Genomic DNA, 22,247 nt, shown 5'->3' with positions numbered 1-22,247 from the left:
TTCCGAAATCGTGCCGACGGCAGAAAAATCAAGAGCTTAGGGACAAAAAATACCGTTACGGCAGTACGGGAATATGGGTCAGACCCATGTTCTCCGGCAAGCCGAACATCAGGTTCATACACTGCACGCCCTGACCGGACGCGCCCTTGACCAGGTTGTCCTCGACCACGAGGATAACCAGCGTGTCTTCATTGCCCGGGCGATGCACCGCCATGCGCACATAGTTCGACGCGCGCACCCAACGCGTTTCCGGCATCGAACCCGCCGGCAGCACGTCAACGAACGGCTCATTCTCGTAATACGTTTCAAACAACTGCTGGAAATCGGTATCGCGCGCTTCGGGCAGAATCGTCGCGTACAGCGTCGAGTGGATACCGCGAATCGTCGGCAGCAGGTGCGGCACGAACGTCAGGCCGACATCGTAGCCAGCGATCGCTTCCAGCCCCTGCTTGATTTCCGGATGGTGGCGATGGCCCTTCACGCCATACGCCTTGAAATTGTCCAGCGTCTCGGCCAGGATCAACGACGTCTCGCCCTTGCGACCGGCACCGCTCGCGCCCGACTTGGCGTCGGCGATCAGGTGCTTCGGATCGACCAGCTTACGGCCACCGGCGAACAGCGGCGCGTAACCGAGTTGCACCGACGTCGGATAGCAGCCCGGCAGGCCGATGACACGCGCCTGTTTGATCTGCTCACGATTGATTTCGGGCAGGCCGTACACGGCTTCTTCGAGAATATCGGGGCAGGCGTGCGGCATGCCGTACCACTTCTCGAACGTGGCCGTGTCCTTGAGACGGAAGTCGGCGGCCAGGTCGATCACGCGCACACCGGCGGCGAGCAATTCGCGCGCTTGCGCCATCGCCACGCCGTGCGGGGTGGCGAAGAAGACCACGTCGCAATCGGTCAGACGGGCGTCATCGGGCGTGCAAAACGCCAGATCGACACGGCCGCGCAGGTTCGGATACATGTCGGCGACCAACGTGCCCGCTTCTTTGCGCGAGGTAATCGCCGTCAGTTTCACTTCCGGGTGCTGTGCCAGCAAACGGAGCAGTTCCACACCGGTATAGCCGGTGCCGCCTACGATACCTACCTTGACCATGTCCCACCCCTACTAAATCGGAACCGCGATTCTATCAAGCTTCGACGACACGTGTGAGGCGGCGCCACGCGGAAAACATCACAACGGAAATACCAAAGAAAAAAGGCCGCGCGAGGCGGCCTTTCTCCGGATCTGCCGAGTCTCGACAGATCCCAACAAGCACACTCGTGCGATTAACGCTTCGAGAATTGCTTGCGACGGCGGGCCTTGTGCAGACCAACCTTCTTACGTTCGACTTCACGAGCATCGCGGGTAACGAAACCAGCGGTCGACAGCGACGGCTTGAGGGTCGCGTCGTAGTCGATCAGTGCACGCGTGATGCCGTGACGAACCGCACCGGCTTGACCCGTTTCACCGCCGCCCGACACGTTGACTTTGATGTCGAACGTTTCAGCGTGGTTGGTCAACTCGAGCGGCTGACGAACGATCATCAGCGACGTTTCGCGAGCGAAGTACTCTTTGATCGGCTTGCCATTGACGACGATGTCGCCCTTGCCAGCCTTGATGAACACACGAGCAACTGCGCTCTTGCGACGGCCGGTGCCGTAATTCCAATCGTTTTTGAACATGGCGTGGCCCTTAGATCTCGAGCGACTTCGGTTGCTGAGCTTCGTGCGGATGGTTGCCGTCGGCGTAAACCTTCAGCTTCTTGATCATCGCGTAGCCCAGCGGACCCTTCGGCAGCATGCCCTTCACGGCTTTCTCGAGCGCACGGCCCGGGAAACGCTCTTGCATCTTGCCAAACGTGGTTTCGTAGATACCGCCCGGGTAACCCGTGTGACGGTAGTACTTCTTATCGGTTTGCTTTGCGCCCGTGACCTTCAGCTTGGCAGCATTGACGATGATGATGTAATCACCCGTGTCAACGTGCGGCGTGAATTCCGGTTTGTGCTTGCCGCGCAGACGGCGTGCCACTTCGCTGGCGACACGGCCGAGGACTTTGTCCGTCGCGTCAATCACAAACCATTCGCGCGTCACCTCTGCCGGCTTAGCGGAAAACGTCTTCATGATCGATCCAATTAAAAAACTTCTTGCCCCATAGACACCAACTTCCTGCTTGTCTGCCGGCCGCGTCCTTGCGAGTTGCATGGCGCAGTCCTGTGCTTGCAGGCTCTCCCTGATGCTTTTTCCGTGGGCATTTCCGGAAAAGCCGTTGATTATACAGAAAAAACACCCGTCCGGTAAACGCACTTAGGTAAACCGGACTTTTCGGGCGCACAAAAAAAAACCCGAACCTCATTGGGTCCGGGTTAAATCCACCAAAGGAGGAGGGTGGAGGAGACACTTGCAGAATTGCTGTGAAGCACAACAACCAATGACTGAAGTCTAGCAAAGACGATGGTGCGTTGCAAGAAAATTTATAGTGCGAAATACAACACCACAATGTGAAATCAACGCAAAAATCATGAATCGACGAATATCCATTCAAATTCAATAAGTTGCAACACAATCACTCCGCAATCTGCGCCCTCCCCTAGAGGCTTCCGCCTAAATTTAGGGTTTTTCCCCCTGAAAATGCGATCAAAAAAGCGCCAATATTGCGACGCAACAACCGAGGCTATTTCTGGGGCCTGCGGCGCATGTCGGACGGCATCGTACGCACTATTGCGGAAGCCGCTACAATTTTTGCTTGAACGAGAATTCGGGGTATCAAGATATGGAATGCAAGGTTAGCTGGATGGGCCAGGATGGCATGGCCTTCATCGCGCAGACGGGAAGCGGTCACATTGTCGCGATGGACGGAGCGCCGGAGGGAGGTGGCCACAATCAGGCGCCGCGTCCGATGGAGATGCTGCTGGTCGGCACCGGCGGGTGCACGGCGTACGACGTGGTGCTGATCCTCAAGAAGAGCCGTGCCGAGGTCAAGGATTGCAGCGTGACGCTCAAGGCCGAGCGCGCCAGCGAAGATCCCAAGGTCTTCACGAAGATTCACTTCCACTTCACCGTGACGGGCCGCAACCTGAACCCGGCCACCGTCGAGCGCGCCGTGACGCTCTCGCACGACAAGTACTGCTCGGCGTCGATCATGCTCGCCAAGACGGCGGAGCTCACGCACAGCGTGGAAATCGTCGAAGGCTAAAGCTCGCGGCAGACTGACGGCGAGCGCAAGCTCTGCCTCGCCGCGAGGCTGCCAACGTAGCGCAAGCGCAGAAAGACAAAAGGCTCCCTCACGGGAGCCTTTCGCTTTTGTATCGATGCAGAGACGGCCGATAAGCCGGATTCTGTGAACGCGACTCGCGCCGCGCCTGACAACCATTCCTCTAGGCGACGCATCACTACGCCGCTCAAGCTTCCTACCCGCAGGCTCCCGGGGGCCCCGTTGCCGACACACGCACGAGGCGCATGCCGCTCACCTGCCTATTTGGAATTGCTCCGGGTGGAGGTTACCGTGCCGTGTGCGTTGCCGCACGCCGCGGTGCGCTCTTACCGCACCGTTTCACCCTTACCTGATCCGCCTGGCTTTCGCCAGGGGCCATCGGCGGTCTGTTCTCTGTTGCCCTGTTCCGCGTCTCACGACGGATGGCCGTTAGCCATCACCCTGCCCTATGGAGTCCGGACTTTCCTCCCCCTTCAAATGAAGGCGGCGATTGTCTGGCCGACTCTGCGGGCCGAAGTGTATCACGCGCACGCCCGGCCCACGCCCGATCGCCCCGGATTACCGCCCTGACGGCGTCCCGCTTGGCAAATCGGCCCGTCGCCCCGGGCGAAACACCGAAGTGTCGCGGTAATAGTCCGGATCGCCGTTCGCTGGCGACCAGCCCGGGATGCCGAGCACAGGCAGCGGCGCGAAGTCGCGCGGCGTGAACGGGATGCCCGCCAGTCCCGGCGCCAACTGGGCGTCGAGCCATTCGAGGCGTTCAGCGAGGGTCAGATCGAAGTAGTCGCCCGGCACATCGACAATCCATGCGTGCGCCGTGATCGCCTTGTAGGGCGTGACCAGCTTTTCCAGCAAGGCATGCCCGAACGGCTGCACCTCACACGCGTGCCCCCAGTCGGCGCGGCGTGTGACGAACAAGGTTTGCCAGTCGAAGCCACGCAGCGCGGCGCCCAAGGCCGGGTCGCTACAGGCAAAAATGACCGCGTTTTCGTCGAACAAGGTTGCCGCATCGCGGGTCGCCCCACGGGTGGCTTGCACGCCATCAGCCGCGATGGCCGCGGCCTGCCGGGCGTTGAGCGCCGCCTTGCTGCGCGGATAGGCCAGCCAGATCAGTCCATTGAAGAAGTCGTGCAGATTGGGCCGGGTCGGCACCCCGCCGGTCGCGGCGATGAACGCTTCGTAAGCCGTCCCTTCGGGCAAATCCGCTTGTTCGACGAAGCACAGCGGCTCGCCGTGCCCGCTGACCTGGGCGGCCGCCCTCGCGCGCGAGGACAGCGCTGCACGCCAGTCGCCGCTGGCGAGCGCACCCTGCCCGTGCGCCCTGACCGCAGCGAACCATGGCTGCGGCCAGTCGATTTCTGTCAGCGAGTCCGCCCCGTACGGTCCGGCCGACTCGGCCGAAGCGGATAACACCGGCAACACGGGCAACGTGCGCGACACGGACAACGCCCTGCCTCAGTCCTTGAGCTTCCAGCCGATCACTTCGCCGCCGCGCAACGGCACGACGGTCGCGTCGCCCATCGGCAGTTCGGCGGGCAGTTCCCAGTCTTCGCGCACCAGCGTGATCTTGTCGGCGTTGCGCGGCAGTTCGTAGAAATCCGGGCCGTGGAAGCTGGCGAAGCCTTCGAGCTTGTCGAGCGCGCCTGCGTTGTCGAACGCTTCGGCGTACAACTCCACCGCGTGCAGGGCCGTGTAGCAACCGGCGCAGCCGCACGCCATTTCCTTGGCGCCACGGGCATGCGGGGCGCTATCGGTGCCGAGGAAGAAGCGAGTGCTGCCCGACGTGGCGGCCTTCACCAGCGCTTCGCGGTGAATCTCGCGCTTGAGCACCGGCAGGCAGTAGTAATGCGGGCGGATACCGCCGGTGAAGATGGCGTTGCGGTTGTACAGCAGGTGATGGGCGGTGATCGTGGCGCCGATCGGGCCTTCTGCCTGCGCGACGTATTCGGCGGCGTCCTTCGTGGTGATGTGCTCGAACACCACCTTGAGCCCCGGGAAATCGCGGCGCAGCGGGATCATGACCTTATCGATGAACACCTTCTCGCGATCGAAAATATCGATGTCGGAACTCGTCACCTCACCGTGCACGAGCAGCGGCATGCCGACTTCCTGCATGGCTTCGAGTGCACCACGGCACTTGGCCAGATCGGTCACGCCCGCGTCCGAGTTCGTCGTGGCGCCTGCCGGATACAGCTTCACGCCGTGCACGAAGCCCGACGCCTTGGCGCGGCGAATCTCGTCGCCCGGCGTGTTGTCGGTCAGATACAACGTCATGAGCGGCTCGAACGTATTGCCGGCCGGGCGGGCCGCGAGAATGCGCTCGCGATAAGCCGCCGCGTGTTCGGTCGTGGTGACCGGCGGCTTGAGGTTCGGCATGATGATCGCGCGGCCGAACTGGCGGGCGCTGTCGGGCAGCACGCTCTTGAGCACGGCGCCATCGCGCACGTGCAGGTGCCAGTCATCGGGACGGGTGATAGTCAGTTCGGTGGTCATGATCGTTTCCGGGGCTGCTGGGCCGTGCCGGCGAGTGAGGCGTCGGCGCGACGAACTTTTAGGGCGGGAATGTACGTGCACAGGGGCCGGTGCTATGCTTGTGCAACCCCATATTGTAACGGCAGCAGCGCACTGACACGACGCGAGCTGCCAATCCGAGATTTACCCGTCCCATGTGCCAACTGCTTGGAATGAATTGCGCGGAACCGACCGACATCACGTTCTCATTTACCGGTTTTGCGGCGCGCGGGGGCGGCACGGACCATCATGCCGACGGGTGGGGTATCGCCTTCTTCGAAGACAAAGCCTGCCGTCTCTTCATCGATCATCAGGCCGCGGCCAATTCGCCGATTGCCGAACTGGTCAAAAAATACCCGATCAAGTCGAAAAACGTCATCGCGCACATCCGCAAAGCGACGCAAGGCATCGTTGAGCTCGAGAACTGCCACCCATTCCAGCGAGAACTGTGGGGACGTCACTGGATCTTCGCGCACAACGGCGACCTGCACGACTACGACCCGTTCCTCTCCGGCGTCTACCAGCCGGTCGGCACGACCGACAGCGAACGGGCGTTCTGCGACATCATGCAAGGCCTGCGCAAGCGCTTCCCCGGCTCGCAGCCGCCGCTCGACGAGCTGTTCCACGCGGTCGAAGACATCACCCGCACGATCACGCGCCACGGCGTCTTCAACTTCGTGCTCTCGAACGGCCAAGCGCTGATTGCCCATTGCTCCACGCGCCTGCATTTCATCGCGCGCCAGTGGCCGTTCGCGAAGGCGCACTTGATCGACGCCGACTGGGAAATCGATTTCGCCAAGTTCACGACGCCGGCCGATCGCGTGGCGGTCATCGCCACCGTGCCGCTGACCGACAACGAAGTCTGGACGACCTTCGAGCCGGGCGAATTGATCCTCTTCGAAAACGGCGCACCGACGAAGCGCGCCGTCGTGCCGATTCCGGAAGCCGTGCGCCTGCGCAACGAGCAGAACACGGCCTGCCAGTAAGGCCGTCGGCCACTCAGGTGGCCGAACCGCCCATAAAAAAAGCGTGCCCGAAGGCACGCTTTTTTCTTTCCTCGACCAACGCCGCGGCACGTCCTGAAACGTGCCGCGTCCGATCAGTGCAGGATCTTGGCCAGGAAGTCCTTGGCGCGATCCGACTTCGGGTTTTCGAAGAACTCTTCCTTCTTGTCGTCTTCGACGATCAGGCCCTGATCCATGAAGATCACGCGGTTGGCGACCTTCTTGGCGAAGCCCATTTCGTGCGTGACCACCATCATGGTCATGCCTTCATGCGCCAGTTCGACCATCACGTCGAGCACTTCGTTAATCATTTCCGGGTCGAGTGCCGAGGTCGGCTCGTCGAACAGCATGGCGATCGGGTCCATGCACAGGGCACGGGCAATTGCGACACGCTGCTGCTGACCGCCCGACAGTTGGCCCGGGAACTTGTGCGCATGAGCCTTCAGGCCCACACGTTCAAGCAACTTCAAACCCTTGTCGGTGGCTTCGTCCTTGCGGCGGCCGAGCACCTTGACCTGCGCGAGCGTCAGGTTTTCGGTAATCGACAGATGCGGGAACAGTTCGAAGTGCTGGAACACCATGCCCACGCGCGAGCGGAGCTTGGCCAGGTTCGTCTTCGGGTCTGCGACCGAGGTGCCGTCGACGATGATCTCGCCTTGCTGGATCGGCTCCAGACCGTTGACGGTCTTGATGAGCGTGGACTTGCCCGAACCCGACGGGCCGCACACCACCACGACTTCACCCTTCTTGACTTCAGTGGAACAGTCCGTGAGCACCTGGAACTGGCCGTACCACTTGGAGACGTTTTTGAGGGAAATCATTTCGCCAACCTCTTTTGAAGACGTTTAACCAACATCGAAACCGTGAAGCAGATCACAAAGTAGACCGCTCCGGCAAACACAATCATTGCAGGCAAAGTGCCGTCGCGCTGACCCACCTGATACGACATCCCGAAGAAGTCGGACAGGGCGATCGCATACACGAGCGACGTATCCTGGAACAAGATGATGCCCTGCGTGAGCAGCAACGGCACCATGTTGCGGAAGGCCTGCGGCAGCACCACGAGACCCATTGCCTGCCAGTACGACATACCGAGCGCAAACGCTGCCGACATCTGGCCGCGCGACACGCTCTGAATACCGGCGCGAATGATTTCCGAATAATACGCTGCTTCAAACAGCGAGAAGGCCACGAGCGCCGAGACCATCCGGATGTCCCACGTGGGCGGCACGTCGAGCAACGAGCGCAGCACCTGCGGCACGATCAGGAAGAACCACAGCAGCACCATCAGCAGCGGAATCGAGCGGAACACGTTCACGTACAGATCCGCGAACCACTTCAACGGTGCCACGCCGGACAGGCGCATCATCGCGAGCAACGTGCCCCACACGATGCCCACGATCACGGCGAGCGCCGTGATCTGCAACGTGGTGACCATGCCCTTGACCAACAGCGGCCACGCGTCAACCACGCCGCCCCAAGCGAAGATCTCACCCATTATTTGCCCCCGATGTAGCCCGGCAGGCGGGTCTTCGATTCGAGCCAACGCATGAACGTGAGCACGACGATGTTGATGATCATGTAGGCAACCGTCACGGCGATGAACGACTCGTAGCTATGCGCCGTGTAGTCGATCAGCTGCTTGCCCTGACCGGTCAGCTCGAGCAGGTTCACTGTCGAGATCACGGCCGAGTTCTTGAAGATGTTGACGAATTCAGAGGTAATCGGCGGGATCACCACGCGGAAAGCCACCGGCAGCAGCACGAAGCGGTACGTCTGCGGCAGCGTGAGCCCCATGGCCAGACCGGCGTTCTTCTGACCTTTAGGCAGCGAATTGATACCGGAGCGCACTTGCTCACACACCCGGGCAGCCGTAAACAGACCCAGGCCAACCACACCGGTGAGCAGCGAGACGCTGGCCGGATTGAGCGAGAACAGCCATTGACGGACCGATTCAGGCAAGAAGTCGGGCGCCACGTAGTACCAGAAGAACAACTGCACCAGCAATGGGATGTTACGGAACAACTCGACGTACCCCGCCGCGAAGCCCGAGATCCACTTATTGGGAACGGTGCGCATCACGCCGAGCACGGAGCCGACGACCAACGCAATGATCCAGCCGCCAATGCCGACTTCAAGCGTGAGCTTGAAGCCCGAGAGCAGCCACCCGAAATAGGTGGTGTTCTCACCGGTGGCTACCGGCTGGAAGAAAAAACTGAAATCGAGACCGAGAGCCATGATCTCCCCTTTTCTACTTGTCTTGCTTAAAAAGAAGCGGAAGGATTGACTCCTTCCGCTTCGGCATTACTTACTGATCATGCTCAGCGTTGCTGCAAGCCCATGAGGCTTACTTGGCCGGCGTCACATCAGCGCTGTCGTTCGGCGCCTTCCACAGGGCGGCCATTTCAGCCGACGGCGGGAAGTCCATGTTCGTGCCGTTCAACGCGGGGATCGGCGACTGGAACCACTTCTTGTAGTCCGTGAACGCCTGGCCCGACTTCTGGTAGTTGGCCACGGCCGTGTCCACCACCTTCTTGAATTGCGGGTCGTCCTTGCGCATCATGCAGCCGTAGGCTTCGTACGATTGCGGCTTGCCGACGATGCTGTAGTCCTTGGCGTCCTTGAACTTGGCGCGCTCACCGGCGAGCAGGGCGTCGTCCATCATGAAGGCGACGGCACGGCCTTGATGCAGCGTGATCGCTGCTTCGCCGTGGTCCTTCGCGCTGATGATGTTCATGCCCATCTTCTTGTCCTGATCCATCTGACGCAGCAGACGCTCAGAGGTCGTGCCAGCGGTGGTCACGACGTTCTTGCCCTTCAGATCGTCGAAATCCTTCACGCCCGAGCTGTTCTTGGTCAGCAGACGCGTGCCGATGATGAAGAAGGTGTTCGAGAACGCTGCTTGCTTTTGGCGATCAGCGTTGTTGGTGGTCGAACCGCACTCGATATCGATCGTGCCGTTTTGCACCAGCGGAATACGGTTCTGCGACGTGATCGGGGTTTGCTTCACGTCCAGCTTCGTAAGCTTCAGTTCTTTCTTGACTTCAGCGACGATAGCCATCGCGACATCGTTCGCGTAGCCAACGACATTGTGGTTGTTGTCATAGAACGAGAACGGGATCGACGACTCCCGGTTACCCAGCGAAATAACGCCGGTGTCCTTGATCTTCTTGAGCGTACCGCTTTCCTGCGCTTGTGCAGCACCTGCCATCAGGCCCACACAACACACCGCCAATGCAATTTTCGAGAGGGTCATTCCTTGGTCTCCTTGGCACAAAACGAATGCATTTTAGCACTGCAATTGCCTGTTTTTTTATTCTCGAATGTTCGGAACGTACGTCTTTTTTGACGTATTTCGCCCCGAACATTCGTTTTTTACGCAATAGTGCGTATTACTACTTAGAGCGAAACCACCGCCAGATCAGGGGTACAGGCCGCGCATCTCACGGGCTTGCAGGATACGGCTACATGCCACGATGAATGCCGCCGTACGCAGCGACACGCCGTGCTCCTGCGACACATGCCACACGCCGTCGAACGCTTCGCGCATGATGCGCTCCAGGCGGTGATTGATCTCTTCCTCGGTCCAGAAGAAGCTCGAGAAGTCCTGCACCCATTCGAAGTACGAGACGGTCACGCCGCCGGCGTTGGCCACCACGTCGGGCACCACGAGGATGTTCTTGGCACGCAGAATGTCGTCCGCAGCGGTCGTCGTCGGGCCGTTGGCGCCTTCGACCACCACCTTCGCACGAATCTTGTCGGCGTTCTTCTCGGTAATCTGGTTTTCCAGTGCGGCCGGGATCAGGAATTCGCAGTCGAGCGACCAGAATTCGTCGTCCTTGATGGCTTCAGCCGCCGGGAAGCCGCCCACGCCGCCAGTTTCGGCCACGTGCTTGAGCAGGTTCGGCACATCGAGGCCGTCCGACTTGTAGATCGTACCGGTGTGATCTTGCACGCCGATGACATGTGCGCCGGCTTCTGCGAACAGGCGTGCAGCAATGCCGCCCACGTTACCGAAGCCCTGCACGATCACGCGCGCTCCGCGCACGTCCATGCCCAGACGGCGGGCCGCTTCGCAGCTCACCACGAACACGCCGCGGCCGGTCGCTTCGCGACGGCCCAGCGAGCCACCCAGCGAGATCGGCTTGCCGGTCACGACGCCCGTGGCCGTGGAGCCCTCGTTCATCGAGTACGTGTCCATCATCCACGCCATGATCTGCTCATTGGTGTTGACGTCCGGTGCCGGAATGTCCTTCGTCGGCCCGATGATGATGTTGATTTCGCTGGTGTAACGGCGCGTCAGGCGCTCGAGTTCGCCGCGCGAGAGCTTGCGCGGGTCGACGCGAATACCGCCCTTGGCACCGCCGTACGGCACGTTCACAGCGGCGTTCTTGACCGACATCCAGGCCGACAGGGCCATGACTTCGGAGAGCGTAACGTCTTGGTGGAAGCGCACACCGCCCTTGCCGGGGCCGCGCGAGGTGTTGTGCTGGACACGATAGCCCTCGAAGTGGGCGATGGTGCCGTTGTCGAGTTCGATCGGGCAGTCGACGATCAGAATGCGCTTCGGGCGCTTGAGGGTTTCGACCCAACGCGAGAGGCCGCCCAGATAGGGCGTGACGCGATCGACCTGTTGAAGATAGTTACCCCAGGGGCCGAGATCGTCGGCCTGAAGGTAGGAAGGCAAGGCATGCTGTGACGGTTGCGACATCTTTGGATTCTCCGGCTTCAATCGGCGCCGCACGCACACACCGTGCTTGCGACACGAATGGCACGCACTTTACCTAGACCCGCAAAGAACAATCCAATGCCGAATAAACATGTAACTATGCATTTCGTGCATAGTTAGTTCCAAGCTTTCTTTATTGCCTCCCCCTGCCCGGCTTTCCCCCGCTTTCATCCCTTGACCTGATCGCGCACCGCCTGCCAGAACGCCTCGACGGCTTCGCGTTTGGTCTTCTCGCGCCGGTTGCTGGCGTCGGCATAGGCCAGACGGTCGCGGTAGAGCCGAATTTCCATGTCCAGATGCCACGGCGCGGCGGTTTTACCCGGCGGGGCGAGGTCGATCAGCTCCTCCCGGGCGACGGAGTCGACCACTGCACTCTCCGGCAGGAACGCCACGCCGTGACCGGCCAGCACCATCGCCTTGAGCGCCTCGGCCATGTCGGTCTCGTAGACCTTGTCGAGATGGGGCGGGCTCGTCGTGTCGCCCACCAGCAGGTCGGCCATCCGCCCGAGGTAGGCGTTCGAGGTGTAGGCCAGATAAGGCACCGGCGCTTCGGCCGTGCCCGGCAGTTTGAAGCGCGCCCGCTTTTGCGGTGTCGGCGCGCTGTAGGGACTGAAACGTTCAGTGCCCAAGACGACCATCTCATAGCGCGCCACGTCGAGCTGCAACGGCTGGCTGGGATGGTAGTAGCACATGAGCAGATCGCAGCCGCCGTCGGTGAGCGACATGGCCGCATCGTGCACGTTGAGCGCGCGCAGACGGCTGCGCAGCAAGCCCAGACGCTTTTCCAGCGTCTTGAGCCAGCGCGGAAAGAACGTCATCGACAGCGTGTGCGGCACCGCAAAGTCGAGCACCGAATGGTCGGCAGAACGTTGTTCGCGCAGCAGCGCCCGGGCCTCTTGCGCCTGCGAGAGCAGCGCCAGCGCTTGCTCGTAGAAGACCTCTCCGGCGGGCGTGAGCCGCGTCGGATAGCTCGAACGGTCGATCAGTTCACTACCGAGCCACGCTTCGAGCGCCTGAATGCGGCGCGAGAAGGCCGGTTGCGTCACATGACGCAACTCGGCCGAGCGGCTGAAACTGTGCGTCTTGGCGAGCGACACGAAGTCTTCGAGCCATTTGATTTCCATGCGGAGCCCCCGAGCTCAGGAAACGACCGTCGCGAAGTGCGACGCTTCGGCATCCCCCTCGCCGCCGCGGCGCTGTTGTTGCAGCGCCCACATCTGGGCGTAAAGCCCTTCCGCGTGCAGCAATTCGTCGTGCGTGCCGCGCTCGACGATGCGCCCTTTGTCGAGCACGATGATCTGCGCCGCATGCACCACCGTCGAGAGGCGGTGCGCGATCACGAGCGTGGTGCGCTCCCGAGCGATATTGCGCAGTTCCGTCTGAATCGCCTGCTCCGAGCGCGAATCCAGCGCCGAGGTCGCTTCGTCGAAAATCAGAATGTGCGGATTTTTCAGAATCGTGCGTGCGATCGCTACCCGTTGCTTTTCGCCGCCCGAGAGCTTGAGTCCGCGCTCGCCCACCATCGATTCATAGCCCGCGGGCAGGCTTTCGATGAAGTCGTGAATATGCGCCGCGCGCGCCGCCGCAATGACCTGCTCGCGCGATGCCGACGGATTCCCGTAGGCGATGTTGTAGTAGATCGTGTCGTTGAACAGCACCGTGTCCTGCGGCACGATGCCGATCGCCGCGCGCAGCGAGTCTTGCGTCACATCGCGGATATCCTGCCCGTCGATGGTGATGCGCCCGGCCGACGCGCCCGGGAACCCTACGTCGTAGAAGCGGAATAGCAGGCGCGAGAGCGTCGATTTGCCCGAACCGCTGTGGCCCACAACCGCCGTCGTCGTGCCCGCCGCAATGGTGAAATCGACGTCGTGCAGAATCTGGCGCGTCGCCTCGTAGCCGAAATTCACGTGCTCGAAGCGCACGGTGCCACCGCTGCAAACCAACGCGGGCGCACCGGGCGGATCGGCCACTTCGCGATTGACGTCGAGCAGCGTGAACATGCGGTCCATGTCCGTCATCGCCTGCTTGAGTTCGCGATAGATCACACCGAGGAAATTCAGTGGGATATAGAGCTGCAACATGAACGTGTTGACGAGCACCAGATCGCCCAACGTCATCTTCCCGCTCATCACGCCTTGCGTGGCGTGCCACAGAATCAGAATCAGGCCCGTAGCGATAATCACCTGCTGCCCGAAATTCAGCACCGAGAGCGAGTTTTGCGAGCGGATGGCGGCGGCGCGATAGCGCTTCAGGTTCTCGTCGTAGCGCTCCGTCTCGAAAGCCTCGTTGCCGAAGTACTTCACCGTCTCGTAGTTGATGAGCGAGTCGATGGCGCGTGCGTTGGCCTTCGAATCGAGTTCGTTCATCGTGCGGCGGAAGTGCGTGCGCCACTCGGTCACCTTCACCGTGAAGGCGATGTAGAACACGAGTGCGCCGAGCGTGACCAGCGCGTAGAACGCGTCGTAGCGCACGACGAAAAAGCCGAGCACGAGCGTGACTTCGATGAGCGTCGGCAGGATGCTGTATAGCGAGTACGAAATCATCGACTGGATGCCGCGCGTGCCACGCTCGATGTCGCGGCTCATCCCACCCGTCTGACGCTCCAGATGAAAGCGCAGCGACAGTGCATGCAGATGGCGGAACACGCGCAGCGCGATTTGCCGCACGGCGCTCTCCGTCACCTTCGAGAACAGCATTTCCCGCAATTCGGTGAATAGCGACGTCGACAGACGCACCACCCCGTAAGCGATCACCAGCATACCCAGTCCGCCCACAACGATCAGGCTCGGGTCGGCCGTCGCGCGCGCCGTCGCCGAGAGCGCGGCCACCGGGCCCAGCGCGTCGACGATGTGCTTCATCAGGATCGGCACGCCGAGGTTGGCGACCTTGGCGAGAATCAGGCACGACAGCGCGAGCGTCACCCGCCCACGGAATTCGAGCAGATACGGCAGCAACGACTTGAGCACTTGCCAGTCGTTGCGCGGCGGTTTCGGCGTGTTCTTCGCATTCGGGGCATTAGCCGCCGCCGGCGCAGGCTCGGCCGGAGTGAAACGTCTCATGATGCTTGGGGGGCGGGGTCCTGCCCGGGCGACAGGTCCGGTGGGGGGCTTTCCGCTAGAATCGTCAATGGCGTATTTTCGCAGAACCCGGCGTCTCATGCTGAGCCAGCGCCGGGCGGGCTTCCCCACCGTGGGCGCCCCTCGGAGGCCACCGTCCGGCGGTGCTCTCCCGAGTTTTCCCCCGCTTGATGGCTCACGCAAGGAACCCCATGAGTACCCCGACCCCTGCCCTCACGGCGCTGCCCGAAGAAAAAGAACTGGCGTTGCGCGTGATGCCGATGCCCGCCGACGCCAACGCCCATGGCGACGTATTCGGCGGCTGGATCATGTCGCAGGTCGACATCGCCGGTTCGATTCCCGCCGCCCAGCGTGCCAACGGCCGCGTGGCGACCATCGCCGTCAACTCGTTCCTGTTCAAACAACCGGTCTTCGTCGGCGATTTGCTCAGTTTCTACGCCAAGATCGTCAAGACCGGCAACACGTCGATCACCGTCTACGTCGAGGCTTATGCCCAGCGCATGCGCCTGTCGCACGAGATCGTGAAAGTGACCGAGGCCATGGTCACCTACGTGGCGACCGATGAGGACCGCCGTCCCCGTCAGTTGCCCAAGCTCGAAACGCTGGGCTGAACGGCAGCGTAGAACGTAGAAAACGCAAAAAAGGCTGGCGCCCAATGGCGGCCAGCCTTTTTTGTCAGCGCAGCACGTGCAGCCCGTAAATTACGAGAACTGGCTGAAGTCCGGCTTACGCTTCTCGAAGAACGCGGTGAACGCTTCGCGCGCCTCGGGCGAGAGCAGGCGCTTACCGAATTCGAGCGCCTCGTCTCGAATGCGCTCCTGCACTTCGCGCGCGCTATCGCCCTTCATCAGTTGCTTGGTCACACGCAGCGACCCGGCGGGCATGGCGGCCAACTGCGCCGCACGCTTGGCCGCATACTCCGCGAGTTCGGCCGCGGGCACGATCCGGTTCACGAACCCCATCGCCACGGCCTCGTTCACATCGAACGGCTCACCGAAGAGCAACTTCTCCGCCGCACGGTGATAGCCGGCCACGCGCGGCAGCAGCAAGCTCGATGCGGCTTCCGGGCACAGCGCCAGTTGCGAGAACGGCAGCGAGAAGCGTGCCGTCTCGGCGGCGTACACCACATCGCAGTGCAGCAACATCGTCGTGCCCACGCCTACGGCGTTGCCCGCGACCGCCGCGACAATCGGCTTGGTCGCTTGGCTGATCCGATGCAGGAACTGGAACACCGGGGCGTCGTCGTCCTTCGGCGGGTTCTTCAGGAAGTCTTCAAGGTCGTTACCGGCCGAAAACGCCTCCGGATGTCCCTGAATCAGGATGACGCGAACCGCGGGGTCGGCCTCGGCCTCGCCCAGCGCGTCGGCCAATGCCTGATACATCCCGGCAGTGATCGCATTCTTCTTATGTGCACGGTTGAAGGTCAGCACCTGTACCGCGCCCTGGCGTTGCACCAATACGTCGTCCATCTCCACTGTCTCCTGAATATCGCGTTCGTCTCACGACAAACGCCGGGGGCAGACGCGCGTACTGCGCAATCCACACCCCGGCGCTTGATGACCGGTCATCTGACTGTCCGGCCCCGTCCCTTACATGCGCTCGATAATCCCCGCAGCGCCCATGCCCGTGCCCACGCACATCGACACCATGCCGTACTTCAGGTTATGGCGGCGAAGCGCGTGCACGACCGTGGCGGCACGGATCGCACCGGTGGCACCCAGCGGGTGACCCAGCGCAATGGCGCCGCCCATCGGGTTGACGCGGCTCGTGTCGAGATCCAGATCCTTGATGACGGCGAGCGCCTGCGCGGCGAACGCTTCGTTCAACTCGATCCAGTCCATGTCCGACTGCTTGAGACCTGCTGCGCGCAATGCCGCTGGAATCGCTTCCTTCGGACCGATACCCATGATTTCGGGCGGCACGCCGCGCACGGCGAACGACACGAAACGCGCGAGCGGCGTGAGGTTGAATTGCTTGAGGATCTTCTCGCTCACGACGAGCAGCGCACCGGCGCCGTCCGACGTCTGCGAGCTGTTGCCTGCCGTGACCGAGCCCTTGTTGGCGAACACCGGACGCAGCTTGCCCAGCCCTTCGATCGTCGTGTCGGGACGCGGGCCTTCGTCCAGCGAGAGCGTGCGCGTCTTGATCGACACTTCGCCGGTGGCGAGATTCGGGAACCGTTCGACGATCTCGATCGGCGTGATTTCGTTGGCGAACTCGCCGCGCTGCTGCGCCGCGATGGCCTTCTGGTGCGAAGCCAGCGCGAAGGCATCCTGCTCCTCACGCGAGACCTTCCACTGCTGCGCCACCTTCTCGGCGGTCAGGCCCATGCCGTAGGCGATACCCACGTTCTCGTCGCGCTCGAAGATCGACGGCGAGAGCGACGGCGTGTTGCCCATCATCGGCACCATGCTCATGCTTTCGATACCACCGGCGATCATTGCGTCGGCTTCGCCCACACGAATGCGGTCGGCAGCCATCGCAAGGGCCGTGAGGCCCGAGGCGCAGAAACGGTTGACGGTCACACCGCCCACCGTGTTCGGCAGGCCCGAGAGCAGCGCACCGATACGCGCCACGTTCAGGCCCTGCTGGGCTTCGGGAATCGCGCAGCCGATGATGGCGTCTTCGATCACTTTCGGATCGAGGTCGGGCACCTGGGCGAGTGCGCTCTTGAGAATCATCGCCAGCAGATCGTCCGGACGGGTGTTCTTGTAGCTGCCCTTGGGTGCCTTGCCGATCGGGGCGCGCGTGGCGGCGACGATGTAGGCGTCTTGCAATTGTTTGCTCATGTCAGTCTCCGATCGGCTTAGTTGCGCACCGGCTTGCCGGTTTGCAGCATGCCCATGATGCGTTCCTGGGTCTTCGACGTGCCCAGCAGTTCGATGAAGGCGCGACGCTCCAGAGCGAGCAGCCATTCTTCGTTCACGAGGCTGCCGGCTTCCACGTCGCCACCGCACACGGCTTCCGCGATGCGCGAAGCGATCAGGAAGTCGTGCGCCGAGATGAAGTTGCCGTCGCGCATGTTCACCAGTTGCGCCTTGATCGTCGACACGCCCGAGCGGCCTGCCACCGGAATACCGGCGGGCTTGAGCGGCGGACGGTAACCGGCCAGCGACAGCGCGCGGGCTTCGTTACGCGCCACCGACAGCAACTCGTGCACGTTGTAGACGATGGTGTCGGTCGGCTTCAGATAGCCCATGTCGCGTGCGTCGATCGCCGAAGCCGAGACCTTCGCCATGGCGGCGTTGGTGAACGACTTGGTGACGAACTGGAGATACTGCACGCTGCCCGCTGCGGTGGCCGCTTCGGCCGCACGAATCGCGGCTTCCTTCAGACCGCCGCCGCCCGGCACGAGGCCGACGCCGACTTCCACCAGACCGATGTAGCTTTCGAGGGCCGCCACGCGCTTAGCGCTATGCAGCAGCAACTCGCAGCCGCCGCCGAGCGCAATGCCCGACACTGCGGAGACAACCGGCACCTGCGCGTATTTCACGCGCATCATGCCGTCTTGGAACTTCTTGATAAACGGCTCGATGCCCTTGGCACCGCCCATCATGAAGGCCGGCATGGCGGCTTCCAGATCGGCACCGGCCGAGAACGGGCCGCCCGGCGCGCCGAGCTTGAGCGACGTCGGTTGCCACACGACCACGCCGCGATACTGCTGCTCGGCCAGATCGATGGCGCGCACCAGACCGTCGATGACGGCTGGCCCAATCGTGTTCATCTTCGACTTGAACGAGACGATCAGCACGTCGTCCTGGCCCGGGGTCTCGTCGACCCACAGGCGCACGGCGTCGTTCTCTTCGATGGTCTTGCCGAACTTGCGCGGATCGTTGCCGGCTTCGCCCACGAGCGCCGCCGGGAACACCTGTCGCTGATACACCGGCAGCGTGCTGCGCGGCACGAAGGCGTCCTTCGCGGGGGCGTACGAACCAGCGGCCGTATGCACGCCACCGGCTTCCGCCACCTTGCCGCCCGTCACCCAAGCGGGCAGCGGTGCGTTCGACAGGGCCTTGCCCGCGTCGATGTCTTCCTTGACCCACTGGGCCACGTCCTTCCAGCCGGCGGCTTGCCAGTCTTCGAACGGACCGGTGGTCCAGCCGAAGCCCCAGCGAATCGCGAAGTCGACTTCACGCGCGTTATCGGCAATCTGCTCGAGATACACGCCGATGTAGTGGAACACGTCGCGGAACACGGCCCACAGGAACTGGGCTTGCGGGTTGGTCGATTCACGCAGCAGGCGCAGACGTTCGGCCGGGGCCTTCTTCAGAATGCGCACCACCATCTCGTCGGCCTTCTTGCCCGACTCGACGTACTCGCCCGTTTGCGGGTCGAGCACCTTGATGACCTTGCCGTCCTTCTTGTAGAAGCCAGCGCCGGTCTTCTGACCCAGCGCACCCTTCTCGACCAGCGCTTTGAGCACCGGCGGCGTGGCGTAGGTCGGGGCGAACGGATCGTCCTTGAGGCCGTCTTGCATCGTCTTGATGACGTGCGCCATCGTGTCCAGACCGACCACATCGGCGGTGCGGAACGTGGCCGACTTGGCGCGGCCCAGCTTGCTGCCGGTCAGGTCGTCGACGACGTCGAACGGAATGCCGTACTTCTGCGCTTCGGCGAACACCGCCAGAATCGAGAAGACACCGACACGGTTTGCGATGAAGTTCGGCGTGTCCTTCGCGCGCACCACGCCCTTGCCGAGCGTGGAGGTGAGGAACGTTTCGAGTTGATCGAGAATGGCCGGCTCGGTGGCAGCGGTCGGAATCAGTTCGACCAGATGCATATAACGCGGCGGGTTGAAGAAGTGCACGCCGCAGAAGCGTGCCTTCAGTTCGGCGTCGAAGCCTTCCGAGAGTTCGGTGATCGACAGGCCCGAGGTATTCGACGCGAAAATCGCGTGCTTGGCCAGATGCGGCGCAACCTTCTTGTACAGATCGTGCTTCCAGTCCATGCGCTCGGCGATCGCTTCGATCACCACGTCGCAGCCGGCCAGCTTCTCGAGGTCGTCCTCGTAGTTGGCGACTTCGATGTATTGCGCGTCGGCCTTATCGGCGAACGGTGCGGGGCTCAGCTTCTTCAGGCCGTCGATAGCGCGCAGCACGATGCCGTTCTTCGGGCCTTCTTTCGCGGGCAGGTCGAACAGCACGACCGGCACTTTCGCGTTGACCAGATGCGCGGCAATTTGCGCGCCCATCACGCCGGCGCCGAGCACAGCAACCTTGCGCACGACCAGGGGTTTGTTGGTTTGACTCACGGTGATCTCCTCCGCTCTCAGAACAGGTCGACGTCGACTTCCATTTGCGTCTTCGCGCCGGCGCGAGCCACGCGGATGTGATATGCAGTCTCGGGCAGCAGCTTGGCGAAGTAGAAACGCGCCGTGGCGAGTTTCGATTCGTAGAACTTGTCGCCGCTGCCTTGCTTGTCGAGCGCAATCTTTGCCATGCGCGCCCAGAAGTAGGCGAACACGAGATGGCCGACCACACGTTGATACGGCACGGCAGCCGCACCGACTTCGTCGGGGTTGGCCATCGCCTTCATGCCGATTTCCATCGTCAGCTTCTGCACCTTGTCGCCAATGTCCGCGAGCGGGTTGACGAACTCTTGCATGTCTTCGCGCACGCCTTCAGCTTCGACGAAGTCTTGCACCAGCTTGCCGAACTTCTTGAGCTTCGCGCCCATGTCGCCCAGCACCTTGCGGCCCAGCAGGTCGAGTGCCTGAATCGTGTTCGTGCCTTCGTAGATCATGTTGATACGCGCGTCACGCACGTATTGCTCCATGCCCCACTCGGCGATGTAGCCGTGGCCACCGTAAATCTGCATCGCGTGGTTCGTGCACTCGAACGCGTTGTCGGTCAGGAAGGCCTTGATGATCGGCGTGAGCAGTGCCACGAGATCGGCCGCTTCCTTACGCTCGGCTTCGTCGCCGTGCGAGAGTTCCTTATCGATGTGCAGTGCCGTCCAGTACGAGAACGCACGGCCGCCTTCGACATAAGCCTTCTGCGTGAGCAGCATACGGCGCACATCGGGGTGCACGATGATCGGGTCGGCGGGCTTGTCCGGTGCCTTCGGGCCGGTGAGCGAGCGCATCTGAATGCGTTCCTTCGCGTACACCAGCGAGTTCTGATAAGCGACTTCCGTCAGGCCCAGACCCTGCATGCCCACGCCTTGACGTGCGGCGTTCATCATCACGAACATGGCGTTCAGGCCCTTGTTCGCTTCGCCCACGAGCCAGCCCTTCGCGCCGTCGAGGTTCATCACGCAAGTGGCATTGCCGTGAATGCCCATCTTGTGTTCGATCGAGCCGCACTTGATGCCGTTGCGCTCGCCCGGTGCGCCGTTCGCATCGGGGATGAACTTCGGTACGACGAACAGCGAAATGCCCTTGGTGCCCGGAGGCGCATCCGGCAGACGTGCCAGCACAAGGTGAATGATGTTGGCGGCCATGTCGTGCTCGCCGGCCGAGATGAAGATCTTGGTGCCAGAGATCGAGTACGAACCGTCGCCGTTCGGCTCAGCCTTCGTGCGCAGCATGCCCAGGTCGGTGCCGCAATGCGGCTCGGTCAGGCACATCGTGCCGGTCCATTCGCCCGAGACGATCTTCGGCAGGTAGGTAGCTTGTTGTTCGGGGGTGCCGTGCGCGTGCAGACATTCGTAGGCGCCGTGCGAGAGGCCCGGGTACATCGTCCACGCCTGATTCGCCGAGTTCAGCATCTCGTACAGCGCGTTGTTGATGACTTGCGGCAGGCCTTGACCGCCGAATTCCGGATCGCAGCCCAGCGAGGCCCAACCGGCTTCGACGTATTTCTGATAAGCCTCTTTGAAGCCGGTCGGCGTGGTGACCACGCCGTCGCCTTCGTATTTGCAGCCTTCGCGATCGCCCACTTGATTGAGCGGGAAGACCACCTCGCTACAGAATTTGCCGGCTTCTTCGAGCACCTGATTGATGGTGTCGGCATCGATGTCCGCGTGTTTCGGCAATGCCTTCAATTCGTTTTCCACGCCCAGCAGTTCGTGCATGACGAATTGCATGTCGCGCAGCGGCGCGTTGTACTGTCCCATGACCTACTCCTCCGAACACTTCGAATTGAATCGCGGACGGCTCGCGCCTCACCCGCGCTGATAAGACGAAATCAGTTTTTCCAGTGCCACCCGGGTCATCTCTACCGCACCCGGCTCCCGCAGGAACCGCGCGTCGTGATGCAGACCGAGCGTCAGACTGTACATTTCAAAGAGCATCAGGCGCGGATCGGTGTCCGAGCGCAGATGTCCCTCCTCCTTTGCTTGTGTGATCGCGCGCAGCAGGGCCGATCGCCACAACCGCACACTCTTCACCAAGGCTTCGCGCACCGGGCTGGCTGCGCGATCGTCGTACTCGACGGCACCGCTGATATAGATACAGCCCGTCGTCACTTCACGAATTCGCTTGTCCATCCAGCGATCCACCAGGGCGCGCAGTCGCGGCAAGCCGCGCGGCACGTCCATGCTGGGGGCGAACACTTCTTCTTCGAAGCGTCGGTGATATTCGCGCAGCACTTCAATTTGCAGGTCTTCGCGCGAACCGAAATGCGCAAATACCCCGCTCTTGCTCATCTGCATGCGATCGGCCAATAAGCCGATCGTCAGGCCTTCGAGTCCATCCCGCCCCGCCAGTTCAAGCGCGGCATTCAGGATCGCGGCACGTGTCTGTTCACCCTTTCGCATGTGTATGGCATCGCTTTGGTTATCCGTT

At 61.9% G+C, this 22,247-nt stretch carries 20 protein-coding genes and 1 other RNA gene; 3 read left to right on the top strand and 18 right to left on the bottom strand.

The window, feature by feature from the left end; translation table 11 throughout:
- Positions 1 to 55: 55 nt before the first annotated feature.
- The 3 genes from argC to rplM form a co-directional block, all read right to left on the bottom strand.
- Complete coding sequence (gene argC, locus PPN31114_RS14930) at positions 56 to 1,099, bottom strand: N-acetyl-gamma-glutamyl-phosphate reductase (RefSeq protein ID WP_150680227.1); 1,044 nt, start codon at positions 1,097 to 1,099, stop codon at positions 56 to 58.
- 173 nt (positions 1,100 to 1,272) lie between these two features.
- Entirely contained in the window at positions 1,273 to 1,668 is a 396-nt protein-coding gene (rpsI, locus tag PPN31114_RS14925) for a 30S ribosomal protein S9 (RefSeq protein WP_058377436.1), read from the bottom strand.
- A gap of 10 nt (positions 1,669 to 1,678) precedes the next feature.
- Positions 1,679 to 2,107, bottom strand: coding sequence for a 50S ribosomal protein L13 (rplM, locus tag PPN31114_RS14920; RefSeq protein WP_010805091.1), 429 nt, complete (start codon positions 2,105 to 2,107; stop codon positions 1,679 to 1,681).
- Between the two features lie 649 nt (positions 2,108 to 2,756).
- Between rplM and PPN31114_RS14915 the strand changes: the two genes are divergently transcribed.
- Positions 2,757 to 3,179, top strand: coding sequence for an OsmC family protein (locus PPN31114_RS14915; protein ID WP_150680444.1), 423 nt, complete (start codon positions 2,757 to 2,759; stop codon positions 3,177 to 3,179).
- 115 nt (positions 3,180 to 3,294) lie between these two features.
- Here the strand turns inward: PPN31114_RS14915 and rnpB are convergent.
- The 3 genes from rnpB to pyrC all read right to left on the bottom strand — a co-directional run bounded on the left by rnpB (position 3,295) and on the right by pyrC (position 5,690).
- An RNA gene (gene rnpB, locus PPN31114_RS14910) (RNase P RNA component class A) lies at positions 3,295 to 3,703 on the bottom strand.
- 52 nt (positions 3,704 to 3,755) lie between these two features.
- Complete coding sequence (locus tag PPN31114_RS14905) at positions 3,756 to 4,637, bottom strand: DUF3025 domain-containing protein (RefSeq protein WP_370865874.1); 882 nt, start codon at positions 4,635 to 4,637, stop codon at positions 3,756 to 3,758.
- A 15-nt stretch (positions 4,638 to 4,652) separates the two neighbouring features.
- A complete protein-coding gene (pyrC, locus tag PPN31114_RS14900) occupies positions 4,653 to 5,690 on the bottom strand; it encodes a dihydroorotase (protein WP_150680226.1) in 1,038 nt (345 codons plus the stop codon).
- A 173-nt stretch (positions 5,691 to 5,863) separates the two neighbouring features.
- Between pyrC and PPN31114_RS14895 the strand changes: the two genes are divergently transcribed.
- On the top strand, positions 5,864 to 6,694 hold the full coding sequence (locus PPN31114_RS14895; RefSeq protein ID WP_150680225.1) for a class II glutamine amidotransferase: 831 nt from the start codon (positions 5,864 to 5,866) through the stop codon (positions 6,692 to 6,694).
- 113 nt (positions 6,695 to 6,807) lie between these two features.
- Here the strand turns inward: PPN31114_RS14895 and PPN31114_RS14890 are convergent, their stop codons facing one another.
- The 7 genes from PPN31114_RS14890 to PPN31114_RS14860 all read right to left on the bottom strand — a co-directional run bounded on the left by PPN31114_RS14890 (position 6,808) and on the right by PPN31114_RS14860 (position 14,503).
- A complete protein-coding gene (locus PPN31114_RS14890) occupies positions 6,808 to 7,533 on the bottom strand; it encodes an amino acid ABC transporter ATP-binding protein (protein ID WP_150680224.1) in 726 nt (241 codons plus the stop codon).
- Positions 7,530 to 8,210, bottom strand: a complete 681-nt coding sequence (gltK, locus tag PPN31114_RS14885; protein WP_150680223.1) for a glutamate/aspartate ABC transporter permease GltK — start codon at positions 8,208 to 8,210, stop codon at positions 7,530 to 7,532. The genes PPN31114_RS14890 and gltK overlap by 4 nt, the downstream gene beginning before the upstream one ends.
- On the bottom strand, positions 8,210 to 8,950 hold the full coding sequence (locus PPN31114_RS14880; protein WP_150680222.1) for an amino acid ABC transporter permease: 741 nt from the start codon (positions 8,948 to 8,950) through the stop codon (positions 8,210 to 8,212). Before PPN31114_RS14880 ends, gltK begins: the two co-directional genes overlap by 1 nt.
- A 109-nt stretch (positions 8,951 to 9,059) precedes the next feature.
- Complete coding sequence (locus tag PPN31114_RS14875; RefSeq protein WP_150680221.1) at positions 9,060 to 9,968, bottom strand: glutamate/aspartate ABC transporter substrate-binding protein; 909 nt, start codon at positions 9,966 to 9,968, stop codon at positions 9,060 to 9,062.
- 165 nt (positions 9,969 to 10,133) lie between these two features.
- Complete coding sequence (locus PPN31114_RS14870; RefSeq protein WP_150680220.1) at positions 10,134 to 11,423, bottom strand: Glu/Leu/Phe/Val family dehydrogenase; 1,290 nt, start codon at positions 11,421 to 11,423, stop codon at positions 10,134 to 10,136.
- A gap of 185 nt (positions 11,424 to 11,608) precedes the next feature.
- Positions 11,609 to 12,565 carry a LysR family transcriptional regulator gene (locus PPN31114_RS14865; protein ID WP_150680219.1) on the bottom strand — a complete coding sequence of 319 codons (957 nt, stop codon included), beginning with the start codon at positions 12,563 to 12,565 and terminating at the stop codon, positions 11,609 to 11,611.
- Positions 12,566 to 12,580: 15 nt separating this feature from the next.
- The gene (locus PPN31114_RS14860; protein ID WP_150680218.1) at positions 12,581 to 14,503 is read right to left on the bottom strand and encodes an ABCB family ABC transporter ATP-binding protein/permease; all 1,923 of its coding nucleotides are present in this window, start codon (positions 14,501 to 14,503) and stop codon (positions 12,581 to 12,583) included.
- 209 nt (positions 14,504 to 14,712) lie between these two features.
- Here PPN31114_RS14860 and PPN31114_RS14855 point away from each other — a divergent pair, with 209 nt between their 5' ends.
- Positions 14,713 to 15,132 carry an acyl-CoA thioesterase gene (locus PPN31114_RS14855; RefSeq protein WP_150680217.1) on the top strand — a complete coding sequence of 140 codons (420 nt, stop codon included), beginning with the start codon at positions 14,713 to 14,715 and terminating at the stop codon, positions 15,130 to 15,132.
- A gap of 90 nt (positions 15,133 to 15,222) precedes the next feature.
- On the opposite strand, the gene PPN31114_RS14850 is transcribed toward PPN31114_RS14855, so the two are convergent.
- The 5 genes from PPN31114_RS14850 to PPN31114_RS14830 form a co-directional block, all read right to left on the bottom strand.
- Entirely contained in the window at positions 15,223 to 15,990 is a 768-nt protein-coding gene (locus PPN31114_RS14850) for an enoyl-CoA hydratase (RefSeq protein ID WP_150680216.1), read from the bottom strand.
- Positions 15,991 to 16,110: 120 nt separating this feature from the next.
- On the bottom strand, positions 16,111 to 17,310 hold the full coding sequence (locus PPN31114_RS14845; protein WP_150680215.1) for an acetyl-CoA C-acyltransferase: 1,200 nt from the start codon (positions 17,308 to 17,310) through the stop codon (positions 16,111 to 16,113).
- Positions 17,311 to 17,327: 17 nt separating this feature from the next.
- Complete coding sequence (locus PPN31114_RS14840; RefSeq protein WP_150680214.1) at positions 17,328 to 19,772, bottom strand: 3-hydroxyacyl-CoA dehydrogenase/enoyl-CoA hydratase family protein; 2,445 nt, start codon at positions 19,770 to 19,772, stop codon at positions 17,328 to 17,330.
- A gap of 17 nt (positions 19,773 to 19,789) precedes the next feature.
- On the bottom strand, positions 19,790 to 21,577 hold the full coding sequence (locus PPN31114_RS14835; RefSeq protein ID WP_150680213.1) for an acyl-CoA dehydrogenase C-terminal domain-containing protein: 1,788 nt from the start codon (positions 21,575 to 21,577) through the stop codon (positions 19,790 to 19,792).
- A 48-nt stretch (positions 21,578 to 21,625) separates the two neighbouring features.
- Positions 21,626 to 22,219: a TetR/AcrR family transcriptional regulator gene (locus PPN31114_RS14830; protein WP_150680212.1), complete on the bottom strand. Its 594-nt coding sequence runs from the start codon at positions 22,217 to 22,219 to the stop codon at positions 21,626 to 21,628.
- Between the last annotated feature and the right edge of the window lie 28 nt (positions 22,220 to 22,247).

It is taken from the genome of Pandoraea pneumonica, from assembly GCF_902459645.1.
GTDB classification, from domain to species: domain Bacteria; phylum Pseudomonadota; class Gammaproteobacteria; order Burkholderiales; family Burkholderiaceae; genus Pandoraea; species Pandoraea pneumonica.
The sequence above is the reverse complement of the archived record's forward strand: the minus strand, read 5'-3'. Positions and strand labels throughout refer to the sequence as shown.

Excerpts from the sequence above, each read along its gene's own strand:
- PPN31114_RS14850 (WP_150680216.1), bottom strand. The coding sequence starts at position 15,990 with ATGGACGACGTATTGGTGCAACGCCAGGGCGCGGTACAGGTGCTGACC.
- PPN31114_RS14865 (WP_150680219.1), bottom strand. The coding sequence starts at position 12,565 with ATGGAAATCAAATGGCTCGAAGACTTCGTGTCGCTCGCCAAGACGCAC.
- PPN31114_RS14880 (WP_150680222.1), bottom strand. The coding sequence starts at position 8,950 with ATGGCTCTCGGTCTCGATTTCAGTTTTTTCTTCCAGCCGGTAGCCACC.
- PPN31114_RS14875 (WP_150680221.1), bottom strand. The coding sequence starts at position 9,968 with ATGACCCTCTCGAAAATTGCATTGGCGGTGTGTTGTGTGGGCCTGATG.
- PPN31114_RS14830 (WP_150680212.1), bottom strand. The coding sequence starts at position 22,219 with ATGCGAAAGGGTGAACAGACACGTGCCGCGATCCTGAATGCCGCGCTT.
- PPN31114_RS14915 (WP_150680444.1), top strand. The coding sequence starts at position 2,757 with ATGGAATGCAAGGTTAGCTGGATGGGCCAGGATGGCATGGCCTTCATC.
- pyrC (WP_150680226.1), bottom strand. The coding sequence starts at position 5,690 with ATGACCACCGAACTGACTATCACCCGTCCCGATGACTGGCACCTGCAC.
- rpsI (WP_058377436.1), bottom strand. The coding sequence starts at position 1,668 with ATGTTCAAAAACGATTGGAATTACGGCACCGGCCGTCGCAAGAGCGCA.
- PPN31114_RS14860 (WP_150680218.1), bottom strand. The coding sequence starts at position 14,503 with ATGAGACGTTTCACTCCGGCCGAGCCTGCGCCGGCGGCGGCTAATGCC.
- rplM (WP_010805091.1), bottom strand. The coding sequence starts at position 2,107 with ATGAAGACGTTTTCCGCTAAGCCGGCAGAGGTGACGCGCGAATGGTTT.
- argC (WP_150680227.1), bottom strand. The coding sequence starts at position 1,099 with ATGGTCAAGGTAGGTATCGTAGGCGGCACCGGCTATACCGGTGTGGAA.
- PPN31114_RS14890 (WP_150680224.1), bottom strand. The coding sequence starts at position 7,533 with ATGATTTCCCTCAAAAACGTCTCCAAGTGGTACGGCCAGTTCCAGGTG.
- PPN31114_RS14845 (WP_150680215.1), bottom strand. The coding sequence starts at position 17,310 with ATGAGCAAACAATTGCAAGACGCCTACATCGTCGCCGCCACGCGCGCC.
- PPN31114_RS14870 (WP_150680220.1), bottom strand. The coding sequence starts at position 11,423 with ATGTCGCAACCGTCACAGCATGCCTTGCCTTCCTACCTTCAGGCCGAC.
- PPN31114_RS14855 (WP_150680217.1), top strand. The coding sequence starts at position 14,713 with ATGAGTACCCCGACCCCTGCCCTCACGGCGCTGCCCGAAGAAAAAGAA.
- PPN31114_RS14895 (WP_150680225.1), top strand. The coding sequence starts at position 5,864 with ATGTGCCAACTGCTTGGAATGAATTGCGCGGAACCGACCGACATCACG.
- PPN31114_RS14835 (WP_150680213.1), bottom strand. The coding sequence starts at position 21,577 with ATGGGACAGTACAACGCGCCGCTGCGCGACATGCAATTCGTCATGCAC.
- gltK (WP_150680223.1), bottom strand. The coding sequence starts at position 8,210 with ATGGGTGAGATCTTCGCTTGGGGCGGCGTGGTTGACGCGTGGCCGCTG.